This is a genomic window from Bradyrhizobium oropedii, from assembly GCF_020889685.1.
Lineage (GTDB): Bacteria > Pseudomonadota > Alphaproteobacteria > Rhizobiales > Xanthobacteraceae > Bradyrhizobium > Bradyrhizobium oropedii.
Map to the genome: position 1 here is coordinate 25,018 of NZ_JACMYO010000001.1, position 19,115 is coordinate 44,132.

Consider the following 19,115-nt stretch of genomic DNA (forward strand, 5'->3'; position numbering starts at 1 on the left):
AATTGACGATGAGCCAGCCAACCATCATAGCCCGGAATTCGGCAACAGCCGCAATTTAGAAGGGATGACGTGGCATGTGCCGCCCCGCGAGGCGAGCGGTCTTCGCTGATTCAGAGCCATGCGCGGGAGATTCGCGACGGCCAGACCGTCATGATGCGCGAGATCGACGTTCCGATCCGGGGCAAGGGCTGCCATTGGGGCGGCTTTCGAACCGTCTATGCGCTGTAGCGCGGCGTGTTCGCGCATCTTGGGTGGGGTGGAAGACGGGCGCCCTTGCAAGGTCGGCGCCGCATGACCAGAATACATCCGGCCGCCGCTTAGTATCTGAACAGAGCCGGGTGTGGGTATGACTGCAGGCGATTTGCAAATCGCTGACCGCCTCTTCGGAACGCAGCATCGTCTCGTTTCGAGCAGCGATAAGGACGAAGTCGTCGACGCCTGCGCGCGGGCGCTCCGCCCGCACCGTCTGACCATTGCGGAAAAGCACGCGAAGCTTTCGACGCATTTGGATCATCTTCCGTTGGGCCCTTTTTCGGTCAGTCGATTGCGCTATGGCTGCGACGTCACGGTCGCGCCCGCGGTCCCGGAGGAGGACAATTTCCTCATCACTCTCCCCGTCGCCGGCAAGGCGCGCTTCAGTTACGGTTCTGATGCCGCGGAGGTCCGGCCCAAGTGCGGCGCGGTCGCAAGTGCTCATCGCGCTTTCCGCTTCGAGATCAACGGAGCATTCGACCAGATCATCGTGAGGCTCGATAGTCGTCGCGTAGAGGCCGTCTGCGCCAGTCTCGTCGGTTCCGTGAGGCCCCAGGCCGTGCATTTCAAGCTGTCGCTCGGAGAAACGCCCGCGTTTTGGACCAGCCTGCTCGAGACCGCGGCGAACCTCGCGTTGCTTGGCGCGACGAAGAACCATCCTCGGCTGTTTGATCAGTTCGAAGAGTTGGTGATCGAGTCCCTTCTGCTCAGCCAGGCGAACAATTTCAGCGCCGCGATCCATGCCGAGCCCCGGCAGCCGCCTCCGGCGCGGATACGACGTGCGATGGACTACATGCGGGACCATCTCTCCGAGCCGGTTTGCCTCAGCGAGGTGGCTCGACGGAGCGGCATGAGTCTCCGCGGCCTCCAAGCGGGATTCCAACGCTATGTGGGATCGCCGCCGGGGCGATGGCTGCGGTCGGAGCGACTGGACATGGTTCACGCGGTCCTGTCGAGCGCCGAGCCGGGGACGCTGAACGTCACGGACGTCGCCATGCAGTGTGGATTTGTTCATCTCGGCGAATTCGCGACACAGTACAGGGCGCGCTTCGGCAAGCGTCCCTCCGACGTGCTCGCGAAGCGCTGATCCGCGCCCACGCTTCCGTCGACCCCGGGGGCGTCAAGCCCGGACCTCGACGCTCTATATGCATTTTTCCGATGGTCGGCTTCGCCCGGCCGATAGCGCCGGACCTTCTCTTTCATAAGATTGGCTGCGGTCTGGGTTGGACACCGTTCCAATGCCATCATGCCGACGGAAGGAGAGAAAAATGCGTTTCGTTTTGGTGCACGGAGCTTGGCACTACGGAGAACTGTGGAATTCCGTCCGGAGCCATCTCGAGGAGGCCGGACATGAGGTGCACACGCCGACCGCGGGTGGACTCGGAGCGAACGACGACAAGCATGTCGATCTCCGCGGTGCTTCCGCCCCGATCATCGAGTACATCAAGAGCCGCGACCTCCGTGACTATGTGCTCGTCGGACACAGCTGGGGCGGCTACCTGATTTCGCGCATCGCGATCGAACTGCCCGAGCGCGTTCGCCGGCTCGTCTATTTCGCCGCCTTTGTCCCTGCTCAAGGCCGCGCACTCGTGGACGAGATCCCGCCGCATCTGCACGACGCCCTCAGGGCCAGCGCCGCGGAACGGAAGGACGGATCCGTAGTTCTGCCGTTTCCGGTATGGCGCGACGCCTTCTTCAACGACGGGACAACGGAACATGCACGGCAGATCTACGACGTCCTGAGGCCGCAGCCGTTCGGCGCGTTCACGGACAAAGCGGACATGACCGGCTGGGACAAGGTGCCCCCCGCGTTCAGCTACTTGGCGCCGAACGAGGACAACGACATTACGCAAGGAGAGTGGGGCCGACATCCACGTCTTTCCAACCGGCTAGGCGTCTTCCGGCTCATTGGCATGGAGGGCAGCCACGAGGTCCTCCTGACGAACCCCGAACTTACGGCAAGGAAGTTCATCGAAGCCGGACGCGATTGACGTTGATGGTTTGCGGAGGACGACGGCCCGGCTTTCTCCGTCGATAGCCAGGGCCTCCGGTCCTGTTATTTCTCGGGTTGAACGATGCGAGGACGCAAGGGAGCGACCTCACCAGGACTATTGTCCACCACGAAGAGACGGCGCGAAATTTGCCGAGCTTCGGTCCCGGTCATGAGAGAAACCAGGGCGCGGTGCCTCTGGCTGTTGGTCCGAAGTGTCTCCGAGCCAACCACCGATTAACCACCGAAACCTCGTGAACAAACAGCGACAAAGGTAGTCAATCCGGATCGAGCTTTATTGTTTTGTTGATTTTTTAGTCGCTTTGACCTCTCAGAAGGCCGATGTGGCCAAGCGACGTCGCGGCATGGAGCCGGCGATGCGACGGTCGATCGACATCATGATCAAGTTGCGGCCCTAGGACGGTCGCGCGGCGATTGGAGTGGGGAGGGGCTGGGCCTCTCCCCACCGTCGTGGCCATGGTCTAGCCGATCCTTACGATCGTCTTGCCAAAGTTTCGTCCCTGCAGCATGCCGATGAATGCGCTGGGCGCATTTTCGATGCCGTCAGTGATGTCCTCGCGGATCTTGATTTCACCGCTGGCGAGCCGTGCCGACATCTGTGCGATCGCTTCTGGAAATCGCGCGGCATAGTCCGAGATGATGAAGCCACGGATCGTCAGGCGCGACTTGAGCAGGTGCGTCAGCTCGGGTCCGGGATATTTTGTCTTGAGATTGTATTGGGCCATCAGGCCGCAGATTATGACACGCGCGTGTGAGTTGAGCAGTGGCCACACCGCATCGAGGATGGCGCCGCCGACGTTCTCGAAATCGATGTCGACGCCCGTAGGGCACGCTGCGGCGAGCGCCGCGGGAAAGTCTGATGACTTGTAGTCGACGCAGACGTCATAGCCTAGTTCGTCCACCGCATATCTGCACTTCGCTTCGCCGCCCGCGATGCCCACGGTACGCAGGCCGTATCGCTTTGCGAGTTGCCCGACCAGCGCGCCAACCGCGCCGGTCGCCGACGAAACCACGATGGTCTCTCCCGGCTTCGGCGCGCGAGATCGAACAGGCCTACATAAGCGGTCCAGCCGGGCAGTCCCATCGGGCCAAGCCAGGCCGACGGGCTGTGCGAGCCAGTGATCTTCCGCAGAGGCGGAGACTTCAGGACCGCATATTCCTGCCAGTGCCCGGGCCCCCAAACCAGATCACCGGGAGCAAACGCGGCGTTTTTCGATTCGACGACTTCGCCCACGGTATGGCCGTTCATGACGTCGCCGATGTCGATCGCCTGGATGTAGGATTTGCCCCCGTCCATCTGTCCGCGCATGTAGGGATCCAGCGAAAGAAAGCGGTTTCTGACCAGGACTTCATCAGCCCCGAGCGCCGGCACGGGAGCTTCAACGATCGCGAAGTCATCGGGGGTCGGCATGCCCTGCGGACGCTGTTTCAGAAGAATGCGGCGATTGCTGTTCATCGGATCGGCCTCCTGTTGGAGATATGACCAGTCGTCTTGTAACTAGATGCGATTGACAAATGCAAGACGACCGGTCATATTTTAACGAATGGACACGACGGCGGACGCGGAAGACGAAAGCGCGCGTCGCCGACAACAGCGAAGTCAATTCATGCCAAACTCGCTCCACGATCCGTTTGCTATCGGTGACCTGCGCTTGTCGCACCGCGTCGTCATGGCCCCGCTCACGCGAATGCGGGCGGGCCCCGGCGGCGTGCCGACCGCGCTCAACCAGACTTACTACGCCCAACGTTCAAGCGTGGGTGGCTTCCTGATTTCCGAGGCGACGCAGATCTCTGCCGTGGGCAAAGGCTTTCCCGGCACACCGGGAATCCACGATCGCGCGCAGGTGCGTGCCTGGCGGGACGTCACCGATGCCGTGCATGCCGGCGGCGGCTTCATCTTCCTGCAGCTTTGGCACGTCGGGCGGATATCGCATTCGCTGCATCAGCCGTTTGGCCAAGCGCCGGTCGCGCCGTCGGCGATCAGGCCGGCGGGCAACGCACTTGGGCCGGACTTCAGGCCGCTTCCGTTCGAGACGCCGCGGGCGCTCCAACTGCATGAGATCTGGGATGTGGTCGATGACTACCGACGTGCTGCCCGCAACGCGGTGGCCGCGGGGTTCGACGGTGTCGAGGTCCACGGCGCCAATGGCTATCTGCTCGATCAGTTCCTGCAGGATCGTACCAATCATCGCGATGACGGATATGGCGGCAGCATCGAAAATCGGGCGCGCCTGCTGCTCGAGGTGACGGACGCAGTGATCGGCGTATGGGGGCGCGAGCGCGTCGGCGTCAGGCTGTCGCCGTTTGGCGCCTATGGCGACATCGCCGACAGCGACCCTGAAGCGACCTTCGGCCATGTCGTCCAGCAACTCAGCCGGCGCGGTGTCGCATATCTCCACCTCATCGAGCCGCGCGCGAGCCTGGTGACGCGGAGCGATGCGCTCGCAGCGGATGCGCCATCGGCATCGGCGCTGTTCAGGCGGCAGTTCGTCGGACCCTGCATCGTGGCCGGCGGATTCTCCGAGACCGCGGCCAATCGGGTCATCGCCGCCGGCGAAGCCGACGCGGTCGCGTTTGGCCGCTTCTTCGTTGCCAATCCGGACCTGCCGCAGCGACTGAAGCTGGGGGCCGCGCTCCAGCCCTATGATCGCAGCACGTTCTACGGCGGCGGTGCCAAGGGATATACGGATTATGCGCCGTTGAGCGGCGAACTCGTCCATGTCTGAGCTTGCCGGCCGGGTTGCTCTGATCACCGGCGGAGCGCAAGGGCTGGGGGCCGAGTTTGCCCGCGCCATGGCTACCGCCGGTGCGAAAATTGTGGTCGTCGACAAGCGTGAACCGGACGAACTGGTAGCCGAACTCGCGGGCCGCGGCGCCGATGCGATCGGCGCGCGGGCCGACGCCACGCGCGAAGCCGACATGAGCGCGGTGGTCGATCTTGCGATCGCGCGGTTCGGCAAGATCGAAATCCTGGTCAACAATGCCGGTATCGTCGCCGATCTCGCGATGAAGCCGCTCGACCAGATCAGTGCCGACGAGTGGTCGATGGTGATGACCACGAATGCGGGCAGCGCGTTCGTGTCGACGAGGGCGGTGCTGCCGGTGATGAAGGCGGGCGGGTACGGCAAGATCGTCAACATGGCATCGAGCACGTTTTTCAACGGTGCTGTGAACATGTCGCACTACATCGCGTCGAAAGGTGCGGTCATCGGGCTGACCAGGGCGTCGGCGCGCGAGCTCGGTGATTTCGGCATCCGCGTCAATTGCCTCGCTCCCGGCCTCGTCATGAATGCCGCCGTGCGCAATCACCCCGTGCTCGGGAGTGAGCGGGCCGCGCGACAGATCGATCAGCGCTGCATCAAGCGAGAGGCAGTAGCATCCGACCTGATCGGCGCGCTCCTGTTCCTCGTCGGTCCGGGTAGCGATTTCGTGACCGGCCAGACCGTCGTCGTCGATGGCGGCCTGGTCTTCCACTAGCGTTGCGTCGGAGATGACCATGAACGGAAACATGATGCATCTGCCGCTCACGATTCCGTCGCTTCTTGCGTTCGCGGCGTCTCGGCACCGCGACACGGAAGTCGTGTCGTGCCATAGCGGGGGCCGGCACCGGCGCAGCTATGGCGAGGTGTGGGGCCGCGTCAATCGGCTGGCGAAGGCGCTGCTCGAACTGGGGGTTCGCCGTGGCGATCGTGTCGGGACGATTGCCTACAACGACAGCCGGCACTTCGAGCTCTACTATGCTGTGCCCTCCATCGGCGCGGTCTGCCACACCATCAATCCACGGCTCGATCCGGAAAACCTCCGCTATGTCGTCGCGCATGCCGATGACCGGCTGTTGTTCGTCGATGCCCGGCTTCTCGACGCGGTGCTTGGCGCGCTTCCCGACTATCCACTGCAGCGGCTGATCGCGCTGGAGGATGCCGCGCAGCCGGCACGCCCCGCGACGCTGCGCTATGAGGATCTGCTCACGGCTCAATCCGATGCGGCATTGAACATTGCGATCGGCGAGGAGGAAGCCTCGGGCCTCTGTTACACGTCGGGCACCACCGGGCGACCCAAGGGCGTGTTGTACTCGCACCGGTCGACGGTGCTGTTCGCGCTTGCGATGTGCAGCGCCAATTCCACCGCGGTGAGCGCGCTCGACGCCGTATTGCCGGCGGTACCGATGTTTCACGTCAATGCGTGGGGAATGCCGCATGCCGCGCCGATGGCCGGCGCCAAGCTGGTGCTGCCCGGCGCGGATCTGAGCGGCCGGCATCTGGCCACCCTGTTCAACGAGGAGCAGGTGTCGCTCGCGATCGGCGTCCCCACCATCTGGAACGGACTTCTCGAGCATCTCGGCGGGAGCGGCGACCGCTTGCCGGCCGGGATCCGCCTTGGCGTCGGCGGATCGGCCCTTCCGCGCAAGATGATCGATGCGTTCGAGGGCATGCATGGTGCGACCATGATCCATGGCTGGGGCATGACCGAGACCAGTCCGACCGGAGCGGCGGGGATCGCGCATCACGCCAGCAGGGCGCTCCCCGTCGAGGACCTGCGCACGCTTCGCGAGACGCAGGGACATGCCCTGTGGGGGATCGATCTGCGCCTGGTCGATGACGATAGCGGTGAGGTCGCCGCAGATGGCAAGACCGCCGGGCATCTTCAGGTCAGAGGGCACTGGGTTGCGAATGCCTATTTCAACGAACCGCAGCACGATGCCTTCCGCGATGGCTGGTTCGATACCGGCGACATCGCAACCATCGACGAGCGCGGCTTCCTGACCCTGACCGACCGCGCCAAGGACATCATCAAATCGGGCGGCGAGTGGATCAGCTCGGTTGCGCTCGAGAACATCGCGCAAACCCATCCGGCGATCACGGAGGCCGCGGTCATCGCAGTGCCGCATCCCAAATGGCAGGAGCGGCCGCTGTTGATTGCCGTGCGCGCGCAATCGTCCGAGATCACTGAGGCGGAATTGCTTGGGCATTTCGACGACAAGGTTCCGAGCTGGTGGCGTCCGGACGCGGTGATGTTCGCAACCGCGTTGCCGCGCAACGGCAATGGCAAGGTGATCAAGTCGCAACTGCGCGAACGCTTCGCCGCCGAGCCGATCCTTCAGCGCTCGATCGTCGACAGCACAGGGGGGTGGTTCCGTGAAGACTATCCAGATCAGCAAATATGGGCGACCGGGTGAGGTCATCGAACTGGTCGACGTCGCGCCGCCGGATCGTGCCGGACCGGGGGAGGTGATCATCGCCATGACGCTGGCGCCGATTCATCCCGCCGACCTGCTGCTTGCTCGGGGCTTCTACGGCGTGCGCCCCAAGCTGCCGGCCGTGCTCGGCGGCGAGGGTGTCGGACGGGTGCTGCAGGCCGGCGACGGCGTTGGGCTGAAGCCCGGCGATCGCGTTCTCGTCCCCAATCGCTATCCGTGCTGGGCCGAGCAGATCAAGATTCCGGCAACCGGGCTGTTTGCCTGTCCGCCTGACGTCCCCGACGACCAGCTTGCGCTGGTTTCGGTCAATCCGCTGACCGCGATGCTGATGCTCGACGAAAGCAGGCTCACGCCCGGGCGCTGGTTCATCCAGAACGCGGCCAATTCCGGCGTCGGCCGCGCCGCCATCATGATTGCGCGCGCGAAGGGCCTGCGCAGCGTCAACCTCGTCCGTCGGCCGGAACTGATCCCGGAGCTGAAGTCGATCGGCGCCGACATCGTGCTGCTCGAAGGTCCCAATCTCAAGCAGCGCCTCGCTGCGGAGGCCGGTGCTGTCGCCATCGACGCTGCATTTGATGGCGTCGCCGGCGAATCGACCGCGCAGCTTGTAGCCTGCCTCGCCAAGGGCGGCACGCTGACCAGCTACGCCGGGGTCAGCAACCAGCCGTTTTCGCTATCGCCAACCGAAATGATCTTTCGCGACATCACCCTGCGCGGCTTCTGGCTGGTGGATTGGCTCACGCGCACCGCGCCGGAGACCGTCGCCGAGCGATTACAATCGCTAGTCGAGATGACGCGGCAGGGGGTGATCCGCTCGGAGGTCGCCGTCGACTATGCCGTGGAGGATTTCGCCGCCGCCATCGCACACGCGCAAAAGGGCGAGGGCAAGATCCTGCTCAGGTTCGGAACGCGTCACGCGGCCTGAGACAGAAGCAGCGGGGCAATCATGACGACCGCAAGCAAGATGCTCATCTCGGCGCTCGCACTCGGGCTGTTCTGTTGCACGCTCGCGCGCGCGGCGCCGCAATACGATACCGGCGCCTCCGATACCGAGATCAGGATCGGGCAGACCTATCCTTACAGCGGGCCGGCCTCGATGTTCAGCACCGGGGCTAAAGTCGAGCTGGCCTATTTCCGCATGATCAACGAGCGAGGTGGCATCAACGGGCGCCGCATCAACCTGATCTCGCTCGACGATGCCTACGGTCCGCCCAAGACGGTCGAGCAGACCCGCAAGCTCGTCGAGCAGGACGAGGTGTTGTTCATCTTCAATTCGCTCGGCACGGCGACCAACGCCGCGACCCAACGCTATCTCAATGCCAAGAAGGTGCCGCAACTCTTCGTCGCGACCGGCGCCAGCAAGATCAGCGATCCGAAGACCTATCCCTGGACCATGGGCTGGCTGCCCAGCTACCGCAGCGAGGCGTTCATCTACGCCCGCTATGTCCTCGCCACCGTGAAAGATGCGAAGATCGGGATCCTCTATCAGAACGACGATCTCGGGAAGGATTATCTGGCCGGCTTCCGCGCCGGCCTTGGCGAGGCGGCGGACCGGCTGATCGTCAAGCAGGTGCCTTACGAGGTTGCCGAGCCGACCATCCAGTCCGAGCTGACGATCCTGAGGGCTTCCGGCGCGAACGTCCTGCTCAACGTCTCCTCGCCAAAATTCGCGGCGCAGGCTATTCGAAAAGCCGGCGCGTCGGATTGGAAGCCGCTCCACATCCTCACCAACATCTCCAATTCCGTCGCCGGCGTGTTGAAGCCCGCAGGTCTCGACAGCGCGGTCGGATTGATCTCCGCGCGCTATCAGAAGGATCCCGCAGATCCCGAATGGGTTGACGATGATGGGATGCGTGAATTCCAGCGTTTCATGCGGCAGTATTACCCGGACGGCGACCCGCAGGACCTGTTCAACGTCTATGGCTACAACGTCGCGCAGGCCATCGTCGAGGTGCTGCGCCGCTGCGGCGATGATCTGACGCGCGCGAACCTGCTGCGGCAGGCAACCAACCTCGACGGATTGCAGCTCGGCACGGTGATCCCCGGCATCAAGGTCACGACCAGAAGGTTTCGGCGACATTCAGAGCGGCGGGACTGAGCACCGCAATCGATCGAGGGATTCATCGCCATGACCGATCTCATGCCGCCGCCAGGCCTCGTCCATCTCTGCTCGGCAGCGGCAAGGCTGGCCGAACGGGTCCCGATCCCTGAGGGGCCGTCGGGAACGCGGGCGATCGTCGAGGTGTTGTCGATGCAATGCACCGGCGAACGGTTTCGGGCGACGCTGAAGGGAGCGACGGCGGCCGACTGGCTGATGATCGCGCCGGGCGGACAATTCGGGACGCCGGATGTCCGCCTCGTGCTCGAAACGGACGACCAGGCGATCGTCTTCGTCCAGTACAACGGGCGGATCGACTTCGCCGCGGCGCCCGGAAAATTCCGGCTGGTGGTGGCGCCCCGGTTCGAGACCGGCGATGCTCGATACGCCTGGATCAACCGGATCCAGGCGGTCGGCGTCGGTGTGATGGATCTCGCGACGCGCAGTCTCATATATGATTTCTACGAGGTCCGCCCCGACTGGCCGCAGGGCTGAGCGGACCGTCCGCGCCGGCGGTGGGTGCCTGGTCATATCGTACCGGTCGCCACAAGGGGCTGTGCTGCTACATCACGCGAGGGAACGATGAAGCTCTACTATGCGCCGCAGTCGCCATTCGCACGCAAGGTCAGGGTCGCTGCGATCGAACTCGGCCTGTCGGACCGCATCACGCTCGAATATGCGAAGGTGGTGCCGGGGCTCGCCAACAGGACCTATGCCGACGCGGTCAATCCGCTGCGCCAGGTTCCGGCATTGGTTGCCGATGACGGCAAGATCATTCACGGCTCCGCGGTCATCTGCGACTATCTCAATGCGCTCGCGGGTGGGAATCTGCTTCCACCGCCCACCGGCAGCGACCGCTGGCGTGTCCTGACCAACGACGCGCTGGCCCAGGGCATGTGCGACGCCGTCATCGCGGTTCGCTACGAGACCGGCCTTCGTCCGCCGGAGTTCAGGTGGCCGGCATGGGTCGACGATCAATGGGACAAGATCAGGTCCGGGCTTGCGTGGTTCAACCATCACGGCGATCAGCTCGACGGGCCGCTCGACATCAGCCATATCACCCTCGGCTGCCTGCTCGGCTATGTCGAGTTCAGGTTCGGCGATCACGGCTGGACCGATTTCCCGGTCGTGACGTCCTGGTACCGGTCACTTTGCCGGCGGAGCTCTTTCGAGCTCACGCGCCCCGCCGATCCTTCGGCGTAACGGCATGGTGGTTTGGTCTCCCGCTGGCATCGTGGGGGATGTTCAAGCCGTGGGGCTCGCTGCGCAAATCAACGCAACGAGCGTGTCGGCATTGCTAGCGATGCTCTCTGTCCGCAGATCGCCACGCGACTGGATTGCGACCATGTCGAGCGTTGCGATGACGAGCCTCAGCGCGGTGGCCGGCGACACGCCGGCCTGAAGGTCGCTGTCGGCGCAAGCCAGCTCGATACGATGAAGCAACGCCTGCTCCAGACGCCTTCGCGCGTGGAGGATTTCATCCTTGATGATCATGCCGGCGCTAGACGCCTCGAACCAGGCCGCCAATGCTAGGCATCCCTTGGCGCCGGTGCTCGGGCGGTAGATCGAGAGCAGCCGGCGAAACAGGCTCCGCAGCACCACACCGAGCGGTGCCGAGCGGCCGAGCTCTTCGGCCAAGGCGATCTCGACGGTGGCGCTTTCAGGCAGGCCAGATACATCGCCTGCTTGTCGCCGAATGCCAGATAGAGGCTTGGTCGCCGCATTCCGGTGACGGCGCTGATGTCGTCGAGCGACGTCGCCTCATAGCCGGCCGACCGAAATTGCGCCGCGATGGCCCGGCGTGCGGCGTCCGCGTCGTATCGCCGGGGGCGGCCTCGCTGCCGTCGCGGAGCGGCGTCGATCTCCGGCGCGGGTGAGGTGCGGCGAGTGGTCATGTGGTCCGAGCAGCGCTGCGTGGATCGGCGTCCTCGGGGTGTGAGCGAGATGGATATCTGGCGCGCACAAGCTGGCGGGACGTCGCCAGCAGCGTTCCATCTGGCGCCCAGATCCGCGAATCCTGATCGAAATATCCGTGTGTGCCGATCGTGGTGGAGGCTTCGATCAGCACGTGCTGTCCGCCAATGGCTGCGAGCGTCCCCTCCGTGCAGTGGTAGTGATTGGAAATGCTGACAGTGGCGATCGCCGGCCGCGGCGCGGGACGATAATAGCTGCGGGCAATCGATGCGTCGGTGAGGGCGGCGAGCCGCTCGAAGTCCATCGCGTCGTCGCCGAGCAATCGCGTCCACACACGGCTCGTGCCGTCGCCGTCAGCACCGGGCGCGCCAAGCGCGTGCCGCATGTCGTGGGATGCGACCCACGTGCCGGGAAACAAGCTCCGATCCAGCGCTTGTAGCTCATCGGGTGAGGGTACACAGGGCATCGTGCGCACCGTGAACGATGGATCATCGCGCGGGCGCGACTGCAGCATCGTGGCTTCAGCGACCGGCGTGCCGTCGGTCAGATGCAAGCGGGCGCGGTGGCATTCCGAGGCCGCCGCCGTGCGGAGCGCGCTGACCGCGATGATCACGCTTGCGCCCGAAGGCGCGGCCGCAAGGAATTCGGCGTTGAGCGTCTTGGGGACCATGCCGGCCTCAGCAGCGCCGCGTAACGCTCGCGTTGCGACAGCCAGAATCCAGCCACCAAAGGCGCCGCCTCCAGTCAGGAAGGCGTCGTGCACATCCGCTTGCAGCCGGCCGCCCGGCGCGCGCCACAGCCGCGTAGCATCCTCAAAAACCGAGTCCATCGCGCATCCTCATCCGCTCGTCTTGCCTCTTCACGCCATAACCAAGTCGGGACTTTACAATACGACCGATCGTGCTATTATTTCGTCATGAAGAAGGGCCAGTCAACCCGTCAGATGATCGTGGACACCGCGCTGAACCAATCGGTGAGGTTGGGTCTGGAGGGCGTGTCGCTCGGCAATCTCGCCGAGGATGTCGGCCTGTCGAAATCGGGGTTGTTCGCTCACTTCAAATCGAAGGAGGCGTTGCAGCTCGCCGTGCTGGAAGAAGCGGTCGGTCGCTACATGCGGCTCGTCGTCGAGCCCGCGTTGAAAAAGCCTGCGGGACTGCCGAGGGTGCGGGCGCTGTTCGAAAACTATCTGGATTGGATCGCAGGCGAGCACGAGGCGGGCGGCTGCCCGTTCGTGACCTTCGTCCAGGAGTTCGATGATCGGCCCGGTGCAATCCGAGACATGCTGGCGAAATCACAGCGGCAGTGGCGCGTCGGGTTTGCGTCCGCCATCGGGACGGCAATGGAAAGGAAGGAGATCGCGCGTCGCGCCGATCCGGAGCAGGTCGCGTTTGAACTGATCGGCGCCGCACTCGCCTTCCAGACGTCACTTCGGCTGCTTGGCGAGCGCGGCTGCCGCGTGCGCGCGCTCGCGGCCTTCGATCGCATCACGAGCTAGCGAGAATCTGATCATGACTGACAACATATCGCGACCAAAAATAGCACGATCGATCGTGCTGAAAATGAAAGAGATCGTGGCGTTGTCCTGGACGTCAGAACCGGCGAGCAGGGGACGCTCGCGGCCTGGGCCGGCTGCTTTGCCGAAGTCTGGGATCGTCCTCGCGAACGGCTCGATCGGCTGCTTGGGCTGCTCAGCGACGACATTGTGCTGAAGGCGCCGATCAGGCCACCGGTCAGCCGGGGCAAGCAGGCGGCGCGGCGCGGCTTCGAGGTCGCGCTGCACGGCATGCCTGACCTGCGTGCCGATATTCAGCGTTGGCGCGGGGCCGGCGACACGCTGTTCATCGAATTGACCTTCCGCGCGACCATCGGTGGTCACGCGATCGCCTGGAACAATGTCGATCGCATCACCTTCAGCGGCGGAATAGCCGTGGAGCGTGTCGCCTTTTTCGATCCGACCATCGTTCGACGGGCGTTCTTCCGCAACTTTGCGGCCTTCCGGCAACTTCGCCGGATGCGCACTGCTGGGCGGGAGGGGCGATAATGCGATTGCTCACTGGTCCACTCAGCATGTTCGGCGCCAAGGCACAGATTGCTGTGGCCGAGAAGGCCCTCTCATGCGCGGTCGAGTTCGTCCCGTTCGGGATGAAGCGCCGCTACGACCCCAAGCACCCCGATGTGCTTCGGATCAATCCAAAGGCGCAGGTTCCAGTCCTGATCGACGGGACGCTGGAAATCTTCGATTCGACCCAGATCTTCGAGTATCTCGAGCATGCCTATCCGCAGCCGCCGTTGTGGCCGAGTGACGCGAAAGCGCGGGCGGTCGCGCGTCTCGTCGAGCACAAATCCGACGAGGTGTTCTTTCCGAACATCATCAGGCTGATGAGCCTGCAGGGAGATCTCGCAGGCGAGGACGCGGTGACCGCCTGCCGGCGTGCACAGTCCTTCTATGACGAGATCGAGGGCCGCCTTGCGGACAGTGACTTCGTCGCCGGCGACTACTCCTATGCCGACATTGCCCTGATCATGGCGCACTTCTTTGCGGTGCGGCTCGGAGCCGACATCAACGAGTCCCATCACCGCTTCGACGCCTGGCGCCGCCGGGTCAGCGCACGGCCTGCCGTGCAGCAGGTCCTGTCGCCGATGTCCGACTTCCTGCGCAGCAGGGGCCTCGCGCCGCCGGCCTTCTGTCAACCTTGCAACGCGGCCAACTGACCGGAGGCGACATGATCGAAACCAGTTTCACTCTTCCTTGTGGTCTCATTCTGCCGAACAGGATCGTCAAGGCTGCAATGACCGAGAAATTCTCCGACGTCGACGGTCATGCCACGCCACGGCATGCGTGCCTGTTCGAACGGCTCGCGGAGGGAGGCGCGGGCATGCTGATTACCGGGAATGTGGTGATCGATCCGCGCTATCTCGAGGCGCCCGGCAATGTCTTCATCGAGGACGACAGTGGGCTTGACGCGCTCAAGCGCTGGGCCGCCGCCGGCAAATCACGCGGCGTGCGCATGATCATGCAACTCAATCATGCGGGCCGGCAAACGCCGGCCTCTGTATCGCCGGTATCGATCGCGCCGTCGGCGGTGCCGCTCAATCTCGGGACGTTCTTTTCGGTACCGCGCGCGATGTCGGACGTCGAGATCGAGGAGGTCATCGGCCGCTTTGCCTTTGCTGCATCGCTGGCGGAGAAAGCCGGATTCGACGGCGTGGAGATTCACGCCGCGCACGGATACCTGATTAGCCAATTCCTGTCTCCCCGGATCAACAAGCGCAACGACATGTGGGGCGGATCGATCGCGAATCGGGCCCGGCTTCTGGTTCGCGTCGTCGAAGCGGTCCGAGGGTCCGTGTCGGATGGGTTCGCCGTCGGCATCAAGCTGAACGTCGGTGACTTCATCAAGGGCGGTCTCGAGCCGGAAGACTCCATCGCAGTTGCGCGGATGCTGGATCCCCTCGGTGTCGATTTCATTGAACTGTCGGGCGGCACCCATGAGCGCGCCGTTTCGTTCGGGTTTGGCGATGCGCCCAAGGGTCCCCGCTCCGAGGCCTATTTTGTGTCCTATGCCCGGGACATCCGCTCCGTCACGCGCGTTCCCCTGATCCTCACCGGCGGCATGCGCAGTGCGCAGGTGATGCGCGACGTCCTCCAAGCCAGACATTGCGACCTGATCGGCATGGCGAGGCCGCTCGTGATCGAGCCGGACTTGCCGCGGCTGCTGCTGCGCGGAGCGCTGCGGGAGGCGCGGAGTTTCTCGCTCAAGCTGCCGGCGTCACCGCGCGCTAATCTTCTCGAATTGCTCTGGTCGCGCGAGCAACTGATCCGGATCGCAGATGGCAAGGCGCCAAAACTGAATGCGTCGCCAAAGCTGTCGCTGTACCGAATGCTGTGGGACGAACTCGGCTTTCGGCGAAGGCGGGCGCGTTTCGTCGCGCGCTTTCCAGTCCAGCCGTCCTCGATTTTCGTCGCCCTCGCGAACGGTCTGCGCAAGCCGCGACCGGACCAGGGCGCGGCACGGCCGGCCGCATGATCGATAGCGTTCAATCACAACCGCAAGGGAGGCAAGAGATGATACAGGCACAGACACTTGGAAGCGTACACCGGGAGAAGTCGCCCGACATACGCGACATCTGCCAGAACTACCTCGCGACATTCTCGACCAGGAACATCGCGGCCATCGCGAAGAATCACGCCGTCGACGGCACGTTCTGGCTTCGCGCCGGCGGACCGGCGGTGAAGGGACGTGACGCGATCGGCGCGACGTTTGCGGGCTTCTTCGCGCAATGGCCGAATTTCGGTTATGAAGTCCATCGAACCCTGTTCACCGAGCGCCAGTGGATCCTCGACTGGACGGCAACGGCCGATCTGCGTCAGGCCGACGGCACCCTGCGGCAGGTTCGGTTTGATTGTCTTGACGTGGTTGACGTCGATGCCGACGGATTGGTCGTCCGAAAGGATACGTTCGTCGACCTGGTGCAGGTTCAGGCGGCGCGCGCGCTCGGCGGTTGATCGTGGCTGAGCGTCGCTTGCCGGAGATCGCCTGGCATCTCGCCGATGCGGTCAATTTCGACCGCATCGTGCGGGAGGGCCTGAAATGCGCGGCCGACCTGCTCGATCGCGACGCGGTCGCGTGCGGCACGCATCGGCCGACGGCCGTGATGACCAGGCACGGCAGCTACATCCGGGACCAGGCGCCGATGCCGCCGGCCGCCTTGGCACGCTGTCTCGACCGGCCGCTGACGCCGGCGGACTGGTATCGGCTCCTGAACGGTTTCGTCTTCTTCTGGCTCGATCCCGAGCGGCTCAGGCGGCACCTCGTCGCGACCAGGGGGCGGCCGCAGCGCCTGATGTCGATCGATACCGCGGGGCTCGTCGCGCACTACGGGGATGCGCTCGGCGTAACACCTTTCAATACCGGCAACGCGCGTCGTCGACCTGCCAGGCGTGGCCGGCGCAGCATTGTGCCGGTTCAGCGCTGGCAAACGGAGGCGTGGCGTTCGGAATGCGAGCCCGGTGGGCGACCGCGCGCGCCGTCGCACCGGCCGGTGGAGCTGGTCGCGTCGGTATCGATCCCCGACATCATGAATTTCTGTACGGCTGTCGAGACGATCAACCGGGGAGCATCACGTGGCGGGTAACCCGGTTCGCATCGATGGCGGTCACGGCAATGTCGCGCGTCCGCTGGCCAGGGCGTTCGTGACCGGTGGGTCCGGCTTCGTCGGCGGACACCTGATCCGTGCGCTCGTAGCCCGAGGCATTCAAGTGGTCGCACTGGCGCGGTCAGCGAGCGCGCGCAATGCGGTGGTCAAGGCGGGGGCCATGGCCCAATCCGGAGATCTTTCCGACGTCGACGACCTCGCCGGTGGCATGGCCGGCTGCGACACGGTGTTTCACGCCGGCGCCTATCTTCCGGACTGGGACAGGAAACAGGCGTTCGCGGTGAACGTCGTGGGCAGCCGCAACGTGGTGGCGGCGGCACGCCTCGTGGGCGTGAGCAGGATCGTCTATGTGAGCGGCATCGGCGTCATGATCGGCAGCGGCCCGGTCCGCAACGTCGACGAGAACGTTCCTCGCGGCAGGCCGGTCGGCGTGCTCGGCGCGTCGCGCGTCCAGAGCGAACGCGAGATGCAGCAGGCTAATGCCGACGACCTCGGTATCGTCGTGGTCCGCTTTCCCTATGTCTGGGGGCCTGGCAACACGCTGATCCCGTCCCTGCGCGCCGGCATCGCGCGCGGGCGCTTTCGCTGGATCGCGGGCGGCCGTCACGAGATCTCGACCGTCCACATCGACAATGCGGTTGAGGGCCTCATCCTGGCGGCGCGCCGTGGCCGGCCGGGAGAGATCTATTATTTCACCGATGGCGCGCCGGTCGAGCTGCGGGAATTCTTCGAGGTGCAGCTCCGCGCCGCCGGGATCGCGCCGCCGCGCGCCGAGATCAGCTTCAATGCGGCGCGGCTGCTCGGCCATCTGCTGGCGCTGCTCTGGAAGGTAACGGGCAGGACCTATGCGCCGCCGCTGACGCCGACGATCGTGCGGTTTCTCGGCCAGGAGGTGACGGTGAACGACCAGAAGGCGCGCCGCGAACTCGGTTATGCGCCACGGATATCGTGGCCGAATGGACCATTCTAGCGCAGTCGTCTCGCACTGGCGCTGCCCGTTAAGACGAGCGACAGCCTTGCTGTGTCACGTCCCGTAGCCGGCAGCCGCCTCAGCTCCGGGCGGTTGACTTTTGGCAAGACGACTGGTCATATCGTTCCATGGCAAAAGCAGGTTTGCGCGACAAGCTGATTGAGATGGGGCTCGAGACAGTTCACAAGAACGGCTTTGGCGCCACCGGCGTGCAGGTGATCGTCGACGCCGCTGATGTGCCGAAAGGCTCGTTCTACAACTATTTCGATTCCAAGGAAGCCTTCGGCGTCGAGGTCTTGAACCTCTACTTCAAGGGGTTCGGGCCAAGGCTTCAACTGCTCACCGACCCGTCGAAATCGCCGGTCCAGCGGCTGAAGGCGTATTTCGAATCGCTCGGCAAGACGCTCGGGCAGTGGGAGTATGAAAAGGGCTGCCTGATCGGCAATCTCAGCGCCGAGCTCTCCAGCAAGAACGAGCTGATTCGGGAACGCCTCGCCGAGGTCTATGAGGGCTGGACCAGCCGGATCGAGGCCTGTGTGCGCGAAGGTCAGGAGCAGGGCGAGATTTCGCGGGAGCTGAAGGCCTCCGTCATCGCGTCCTATCTGTTGAACGCCTGGGAAGGCGTCGCGCTTCGCACCAAGGTCGACAAGGACAAGACGGCCATCACCCAGTTCATGGCGGTGACCTTCAAGACGGTCCTCCGCTAGCGCCACGCTGTCTCGCGCATGGCGGCCCTGTATGATGGGGGGCAGCGTCGAACTTGATAGCTGCCTGTCAGATATCTTGAACAAATGGGGCTGTGACAGACTGCATAGGAGATTCAAGGAACCTTCGCCTCCTCGTGGCCGGCAGTCGATTGTGCGATAGGCGCGAGCTGGTCGCGGATACCGTGGTGCATTGCCATAACCGGCTGGGGCGTATCTATCTTACGACGATATCACCGTTTCATCGGATGATTGTGCGGGCCAGTTTAGAGCAGGCGGCAAGAGCAATGAAGATCTAAGCTTGCTTCGGTGGTCGCGAGTGGTTCTAGTCGGCCATTAGCGGTCCGTAGCGCATCCTGCGAATTTGATGGTGTTTTGCAATTCGTATGGCGACATATCCTGCCTTCGACAGGTGGTACATTTAGACAAGCTATCACAGGAGCGAATATGTCTGAGGGCAGCGCCGCAAAGGATCGGAGTGACCCTTCGCTCCCGTTGGCTCGTAGCGCCGATTGCCTCCCAAAATCGCGGTTCAGCACTCATGCCTCCGCCGATGCCTCCGGAATCCTTGCCGTGCCCGCCGCGTCGTTCATGTCGCTGCTTCTCGCCGACGAATTTAGGGCATAAATCAGTTGCCGAAGTTCACCACAGATGCCAGATTTTGCTGCTGTATCGAATTTGTCCGATAGGACAGAGAGCAGGCCGTCAATTACATCGTTATCCAAAATGACGTGTAGCTTCAGCGCCGGTGCATCCGGCCGCACGGAGGCTGTTGCGTCGTCCAAAACCTCGCCATGCTAAGGAAGCCAGCG

At 63.9% G+C, this 19,115-nt stretch carries 22 protein-coding genes and 2 pseudogenes; 19 read left to right on the forward strand and 5 right to left on the reverse strand.

Annotated elements, in window-relative coordinates; translation table 11 throughout:
- Positions 1-69: 69 nt before the first annotated feature.
- From H8A95_RS00120 to H8A95_RS00130, 3 genes are all read left to right on the forward strand, one after another.
- Positions 70-228 (forward strand): hypothetical protein, encoded by a 159-nt coding sequence (locus H8A95_RS00120; protein ID WP_229181403.1) that lies wholly within the window; start codon positions 70-72, stop codon positions 226-228.
- A 118-nt stretch (positions 229-346) separates the two neighbouring features.
- The gene (locus H8A95_RS00125) at positions 347-1,339 is read left to right on the forward strand and encodes an AraC-like ligand-binding domain-containing protein (RefSeq protein ID WP_229181233.1); all 993 of its coding nucleotides are present in this window, start codon (positions 347-349) and stop codon (positions 1,337-1,339) included.
- 181 nt (positions 1,340-1,520) lie between these two features.
- The gene (locus H8A95_RS00130; RefSeq protein WP_229181234.1) at positions 1,521-2,243 is read left to right on the forward strand and encodes an alpha/beta fold hydrolase; all 723 of its coding nucleotides are present in this window, start codon (positions 1,521-1,523) and stop codon (positions 2,241-2,243) included.
- Positions 2,244-2,724: 481 nt separating this feature from the next.
- On the opposite strand, the pseudogene H8A95_RS00135 reads toward H8A95_RS00130, so the two are convergent.
- Positions 2,725-3,719: pseudogene (locus tag H8A95_RS00135) on the reverse strand (NADP-dependent oxidoreductase).
- A 151-nt stretch (positions 3,720-3,870) separates the two neighbouring features.
- Between H8A95_RS00135 and H8A95_RS00140 the strand changes: the two are divergent.
- The 7 genes from H8A95_RS00140 to H8A95_RS00170 all read left to right on the forward strand — a co-directional run bounded on the left by H8A95_RS00140 (position 3,871) and on the right by H8A95_RS00170 (position 10,761).
- Positions 3,871-4,989 carry an alkene reductase gene (locus tag H8A95_RS00140; RefSeq protein WP_229181235.1) on the forward strand — a complete coding sequence of 373 codons (1,119 nt, stop codon included), beginning with the start codon at positions 3,871-3,873 and terminating at the stop codon, positions 4,987-4,989.
- Entirely contained in the window at positions 4,982-5,740 is a 759-nt protein-coding gene (locus H8A95_RS00145; protein ID WP_229181236.1) for an SDR family NAD(P)-dependent oxidoreductase, read from the forward strand. The genes H8A95_RS00140 and H8A95_RS00145 overlap by 8 nt, the downstream gene beginning before the upstream one ends.
- 19 nt (positions 5,741-5,759) lie before the next feature.
- Positions 5,760-7,439, forward strand: coding sequence for a long-chain fatty acid--CoA ligase (locus tag H8A95_RS00150; protein ID WP_229181237.1), 1,680 nt, complete (start codon positions 5,760-5,762; stop codon positions 7,437-7,439).
- On the forward strand, positions 7,399-8,385 hold the full coding sequence (locus H8A95_RS00155; protein ID WP_229181238.1) for a zinc-dependent alcohol dehydrogenase family protein: 987 nt from the start codon (positions 7,399-7,401) through the stop codon (positions 8,383-8,385). Before H8A95_RS00150 ends, H8A95_RS00155 begins: the two co-directional genes overlap by 41 nt.
- Positions 8,386-8,406: 21 nt before the next feature.
- Positions 8,407-9,558: an ABC transporter substrate-binding protein gene (locus H8A95_RS00160; protein ID WP_229181239.1), complete on the forward strand. Its 1,152-nt coding sequence runs from the start codon at positions 8,407-8,409 to the stop codon at positions 9,556-9,558.
- Between the two features lie 30 nt (positions 9,559-9,588).
- Entirely contained in the window at positions 9,589-10,053 is a 465-nt protein-coding gene (locus tag H8A95_RS00165; protein WP_229181240.1) for a DUF3237 domain-containing protein, read from the forward strand.
- Positions 10,054-10,140: 87 nt separating this feature from the next.
- A complete protein-coding gene (locus H8A95_RS00170) occupies positions 10,141-10,761 on the forward strand; it encodes a glutathione S-transferase family protein (protein WP_229181241.1) in 621 nt (206 codons plus the stop codon).
- Between the two features lie 42 nt (positions 10,762-10,803).
- Here the strand turns inward: H8A95_RS00170 and H8A95_RS00175 are convergent, their stop codons facing one another.
- From H8A95_RS00175 to H8A95_RS00180, 3 genes are read right to left on the reverse strand one after another with little or no spacing between them, the layout of a single operon-like run.
- On the reverse strand, positions 10,804-11,196 hold the full coding sequence (locus H8A95_RS00175; protein ID WP_229181242.1) for a TetR family transcriptional regulator C-terminal domain-containing protein: 393 nt from the start codon (positions 11,194-11,196) through the stop codon (positions 10,804-10,806).
- Positions 11,088-11,453 carry a TetR/AcrR family transcriptional regulator gene (locus H8A95_RS44325; RefSeq protein WP_420839301.1) on the reverse strand — a complete coding sequence of 122 codons (366 nt, stop codon included), beginning with the start codon at positions 11,451-11,453 and terminating at the stop codon, positions 11,088-11,090. Before H8A95_RS44325 ends, H8A95_RS00175 begins: the two co-directional genes overlap by 109 nt.
- Entirely contained in the window at positions 11,450-12,301 is an 852-nt protein-coding gene (locus tag H8A95_RS00180; protein WP_229181243.1) for an acyl-CoA thioesterase, read from the reverse strand. The genes H8A95_RS44325 and H8A95_RS00180 overlap by 4 nt, the downstream gene beginning before the upstream one ends.
- On the opposite strand from H8A95_RS00180, the gene H8A95_RS00185 reads away from it, so the two are divergent.
- The 9 genes and pseudogenes from H8A95_RS00185 to H8A95_RS00230 all read left to right on the forward strand — a co-directional run.
- Positions 12,230-12,967: a TetR/AcrR family transcriptional regulator gene (locus tag H8A95_RS00185; RefSeq protein ID WP_229181244.1), complete on the forward strand. Its 738-nt coding sequence runs from the start codon at positions 12,230-12,232 to the stop codon at positions 12,965-12,967. The two genes, H8A95_RS00180 and H8A95_RS00185, sit on opposite strands and share 72 nt — an antisense overlap.
- A gap of 204 nt (positions 12,968-13,171) precedes the next feature.
- Positions 13,172-13,513, forward strand: a complete 342-nt coding sequence (locus H8A95_RS44330; protein ID WP_420839307.1) for a nuclear transport factor 2 family protein — start codon at positions 13,172-13,174, stop codon at positions 13,511-13,513.
- Positions 13,513-14,184, forward strand: coding sequence for a glutathione S-transferase family protein (locus H8A95_RS00195; RefSeq protein WP_229181246.1), 672 nt, complete (start codon positions 13,513-13,515; stop codon positions 14,182-14,184). Before H8A95_RS44330 ends, H8A95_RS00195 begins: the two co-directional genes overlap by 1 nt.
- Before the next feature lie 11 nt (positions 14,185-14,195).
- Positions 14,196-15,500 carry an NADH:flavin oxidoreductase/NADH oxidase family protein gene (locus H8A95_RS00200; RefSeq protein WP_229181247.1) on the forward strand — a complete coding sequence of 435 codons (1,305 nt, stop codon included), beginning with the start codon at positions 14,196-14,198 and terminating at the stop codon, positions 15,498-15,500.
- Positions 15,501-15,538: 38 nt separating this feature from the next.
- Positions 15,539-15,979, forward strand: a complete 441-nt coding sequence (locus H8A95_RS00205) for a nuclear transport factor 2 family protein (RefSeq protein ID WP_229181248.1) — start codon at positions 15,539-15,541, stop codon at positions 15,977-15,979.
- A gap of 17 nt (positions 15,980-15,996) precedes the next feature.
- Positions 15,997-16,608 (forward strand): DUF7002 family protein, encoded by a 612-nt coding sequence (locus H8A95_RS00210; protein ID WP_229181249.1) that lies wholly within the window; start codon positions 15,997-15,999, stop codon positions 16,606-16,608.
- On the forward strand, positions 16,598-17,599 hold the full coding sequence (locus tag H8A95_RS00215; protein ID WP_229181250.1) for an NAD-dependent epimerase/dehydratase family protein: 1,002 nt from the start codon (positions 16,598-16,600) through the stop codon (positions 17,597-17,599). The genes H8A95_RS00210 and H8A95_RS00215 overlap by 11 nt, the downstream gene beginning before the upstream one ends.
- A 128-nt stretch (positions 17,600-17,727) precedes the next feature.
- Positions 17,728-18,306 (forward strand): TetR/AcrR family transcriptional regulator, encoded by a 579-nt coding sequence (locus H8A95_RS00225; RefSeq protein ID WP_274617358.1) that lies wholly within the window; start codon positions 17,728-17,730, stop codon positions 18,304-18,306.
- A gap of 161 nt (positions 18,307-18,467) precedes the next feature.
- Positions 18,468-18,602 (forward strand): annotated as a pseudogene (locus H8A95_RS00230) (DUF2867 domain-containing protein); the annotation flags it as partial.
- Between the two features lie 240 nt (positions 18,603-18,842).
- On the opposite strand, the gene H8A95_RS00235 reads toward H8A95_RS00230, so the two are convergent.
- Positions 18,843-19,088 (reverse strand): hypothetical protein, encoded by a 246-nt coding sequence (locus H8A95_RS00235; protein WP_229181251.1) that lies wholly within the window; start codon positions 19,086-19,088, stop codon positions 18,843-18,845.
- Positions 19,089-19,115 lie beyond the last annotated feature (27 nt).

Coding starts and splice junctions, on each gene's coding strand:
- H8A95_RS00125 (WP_229181233.1), top strand. CDS start 347: ATGACTGCAGGCGATTTGCAAATCGCTGACCGCCTCTTCGGAACGCAG.
- H8A95_RS00130 (WP_229181234.1), top strand. CDS start 1,521: ATGCGTTTCGTTTTGGTGCACGGAGCTTGGCACTACGGAGAACTGTGG.
- H8A95_RS00140 (WP_229181235.1), top strand. CDS start 3,871: ATGCCAAACTCGCTCCACGATCCGTTTGCTATCGGTGACCTGCGCTTG.
- H8A95_RS00145 (WP_229181236.1), top strand. CDS start 4,982: ATGTCTGAGCTTGCCGGCCGGGTTGCTCTGATCACCGGCGGAGCGCAA.
- H8A95_RS00150 (WP_229181237.1), top strand. CDS start 5,760: ATGAACGGAAACATGATGCATCTGCCGCTCACGATTCCGTCGCTTCTT.
- H8A95_RS00160 (WP_229181239.1), top strand. CDS start 8,407: ATGACGACCGCAAGCAAGATGCTCATCTCGGCGCTCGCACTCGGGCTG.
- H8A95_RS00165 (WP_229181240.1), top strand. CDS start 9,589: ATGACCGATCTCATGCCGCCGCCAGGCCTCGTCCATCTCTGCTCGGCA.
- H8A95_RS00170 (WP_229181241.1), top strand. CDS start 10,141: ATGAAGCTCTACTATGCGCCGCAGTCGCCATTCGCACGCAAGGTCAGG.
- H8A95_RS44325 (WP_420839301.1), bottom strand. CDS start 11,453: ATGACCACTCGCCGCACCTCACCCGCGCCGGAGATCGACGCCGCTCCG.
- H8A95_RS00180 (WP_229181243.1), bottom strand. CDS start 12,301: ATGGACTCGGTTTTTGAGGATGCTACGCGGCTGTGGCGCGCGCCGGGC.
- H8A95_RS00195 (WP_229181246.1), top strand. CDS start 13,513: ATGCGATTGCTCACTGGTCCACTCAGCATGTTCGGCGCCAAGGCACAG.
- H8A95_RS00200 (WP_229181247.1), top strand. CDS start 14,196: ATGATCGAAACCAGTTTCACTCTTCCTTGTGGTCTCATTCTGCCGAAC.
- H8A95_RS00205 (WP_229181248.1), top strand. CDS start 15,539: ATGATACAGGCACAGACACTTGGAAGCGTACACCGGGAGAAGTCGCCC.
- H8A95_RS00225 (WP_274617358.1), top strand. CDS start 17,728: ATGGCAAAAGCAGGTTTGCGCGACAAGCTGATTGAGATGGGGCTCGAG.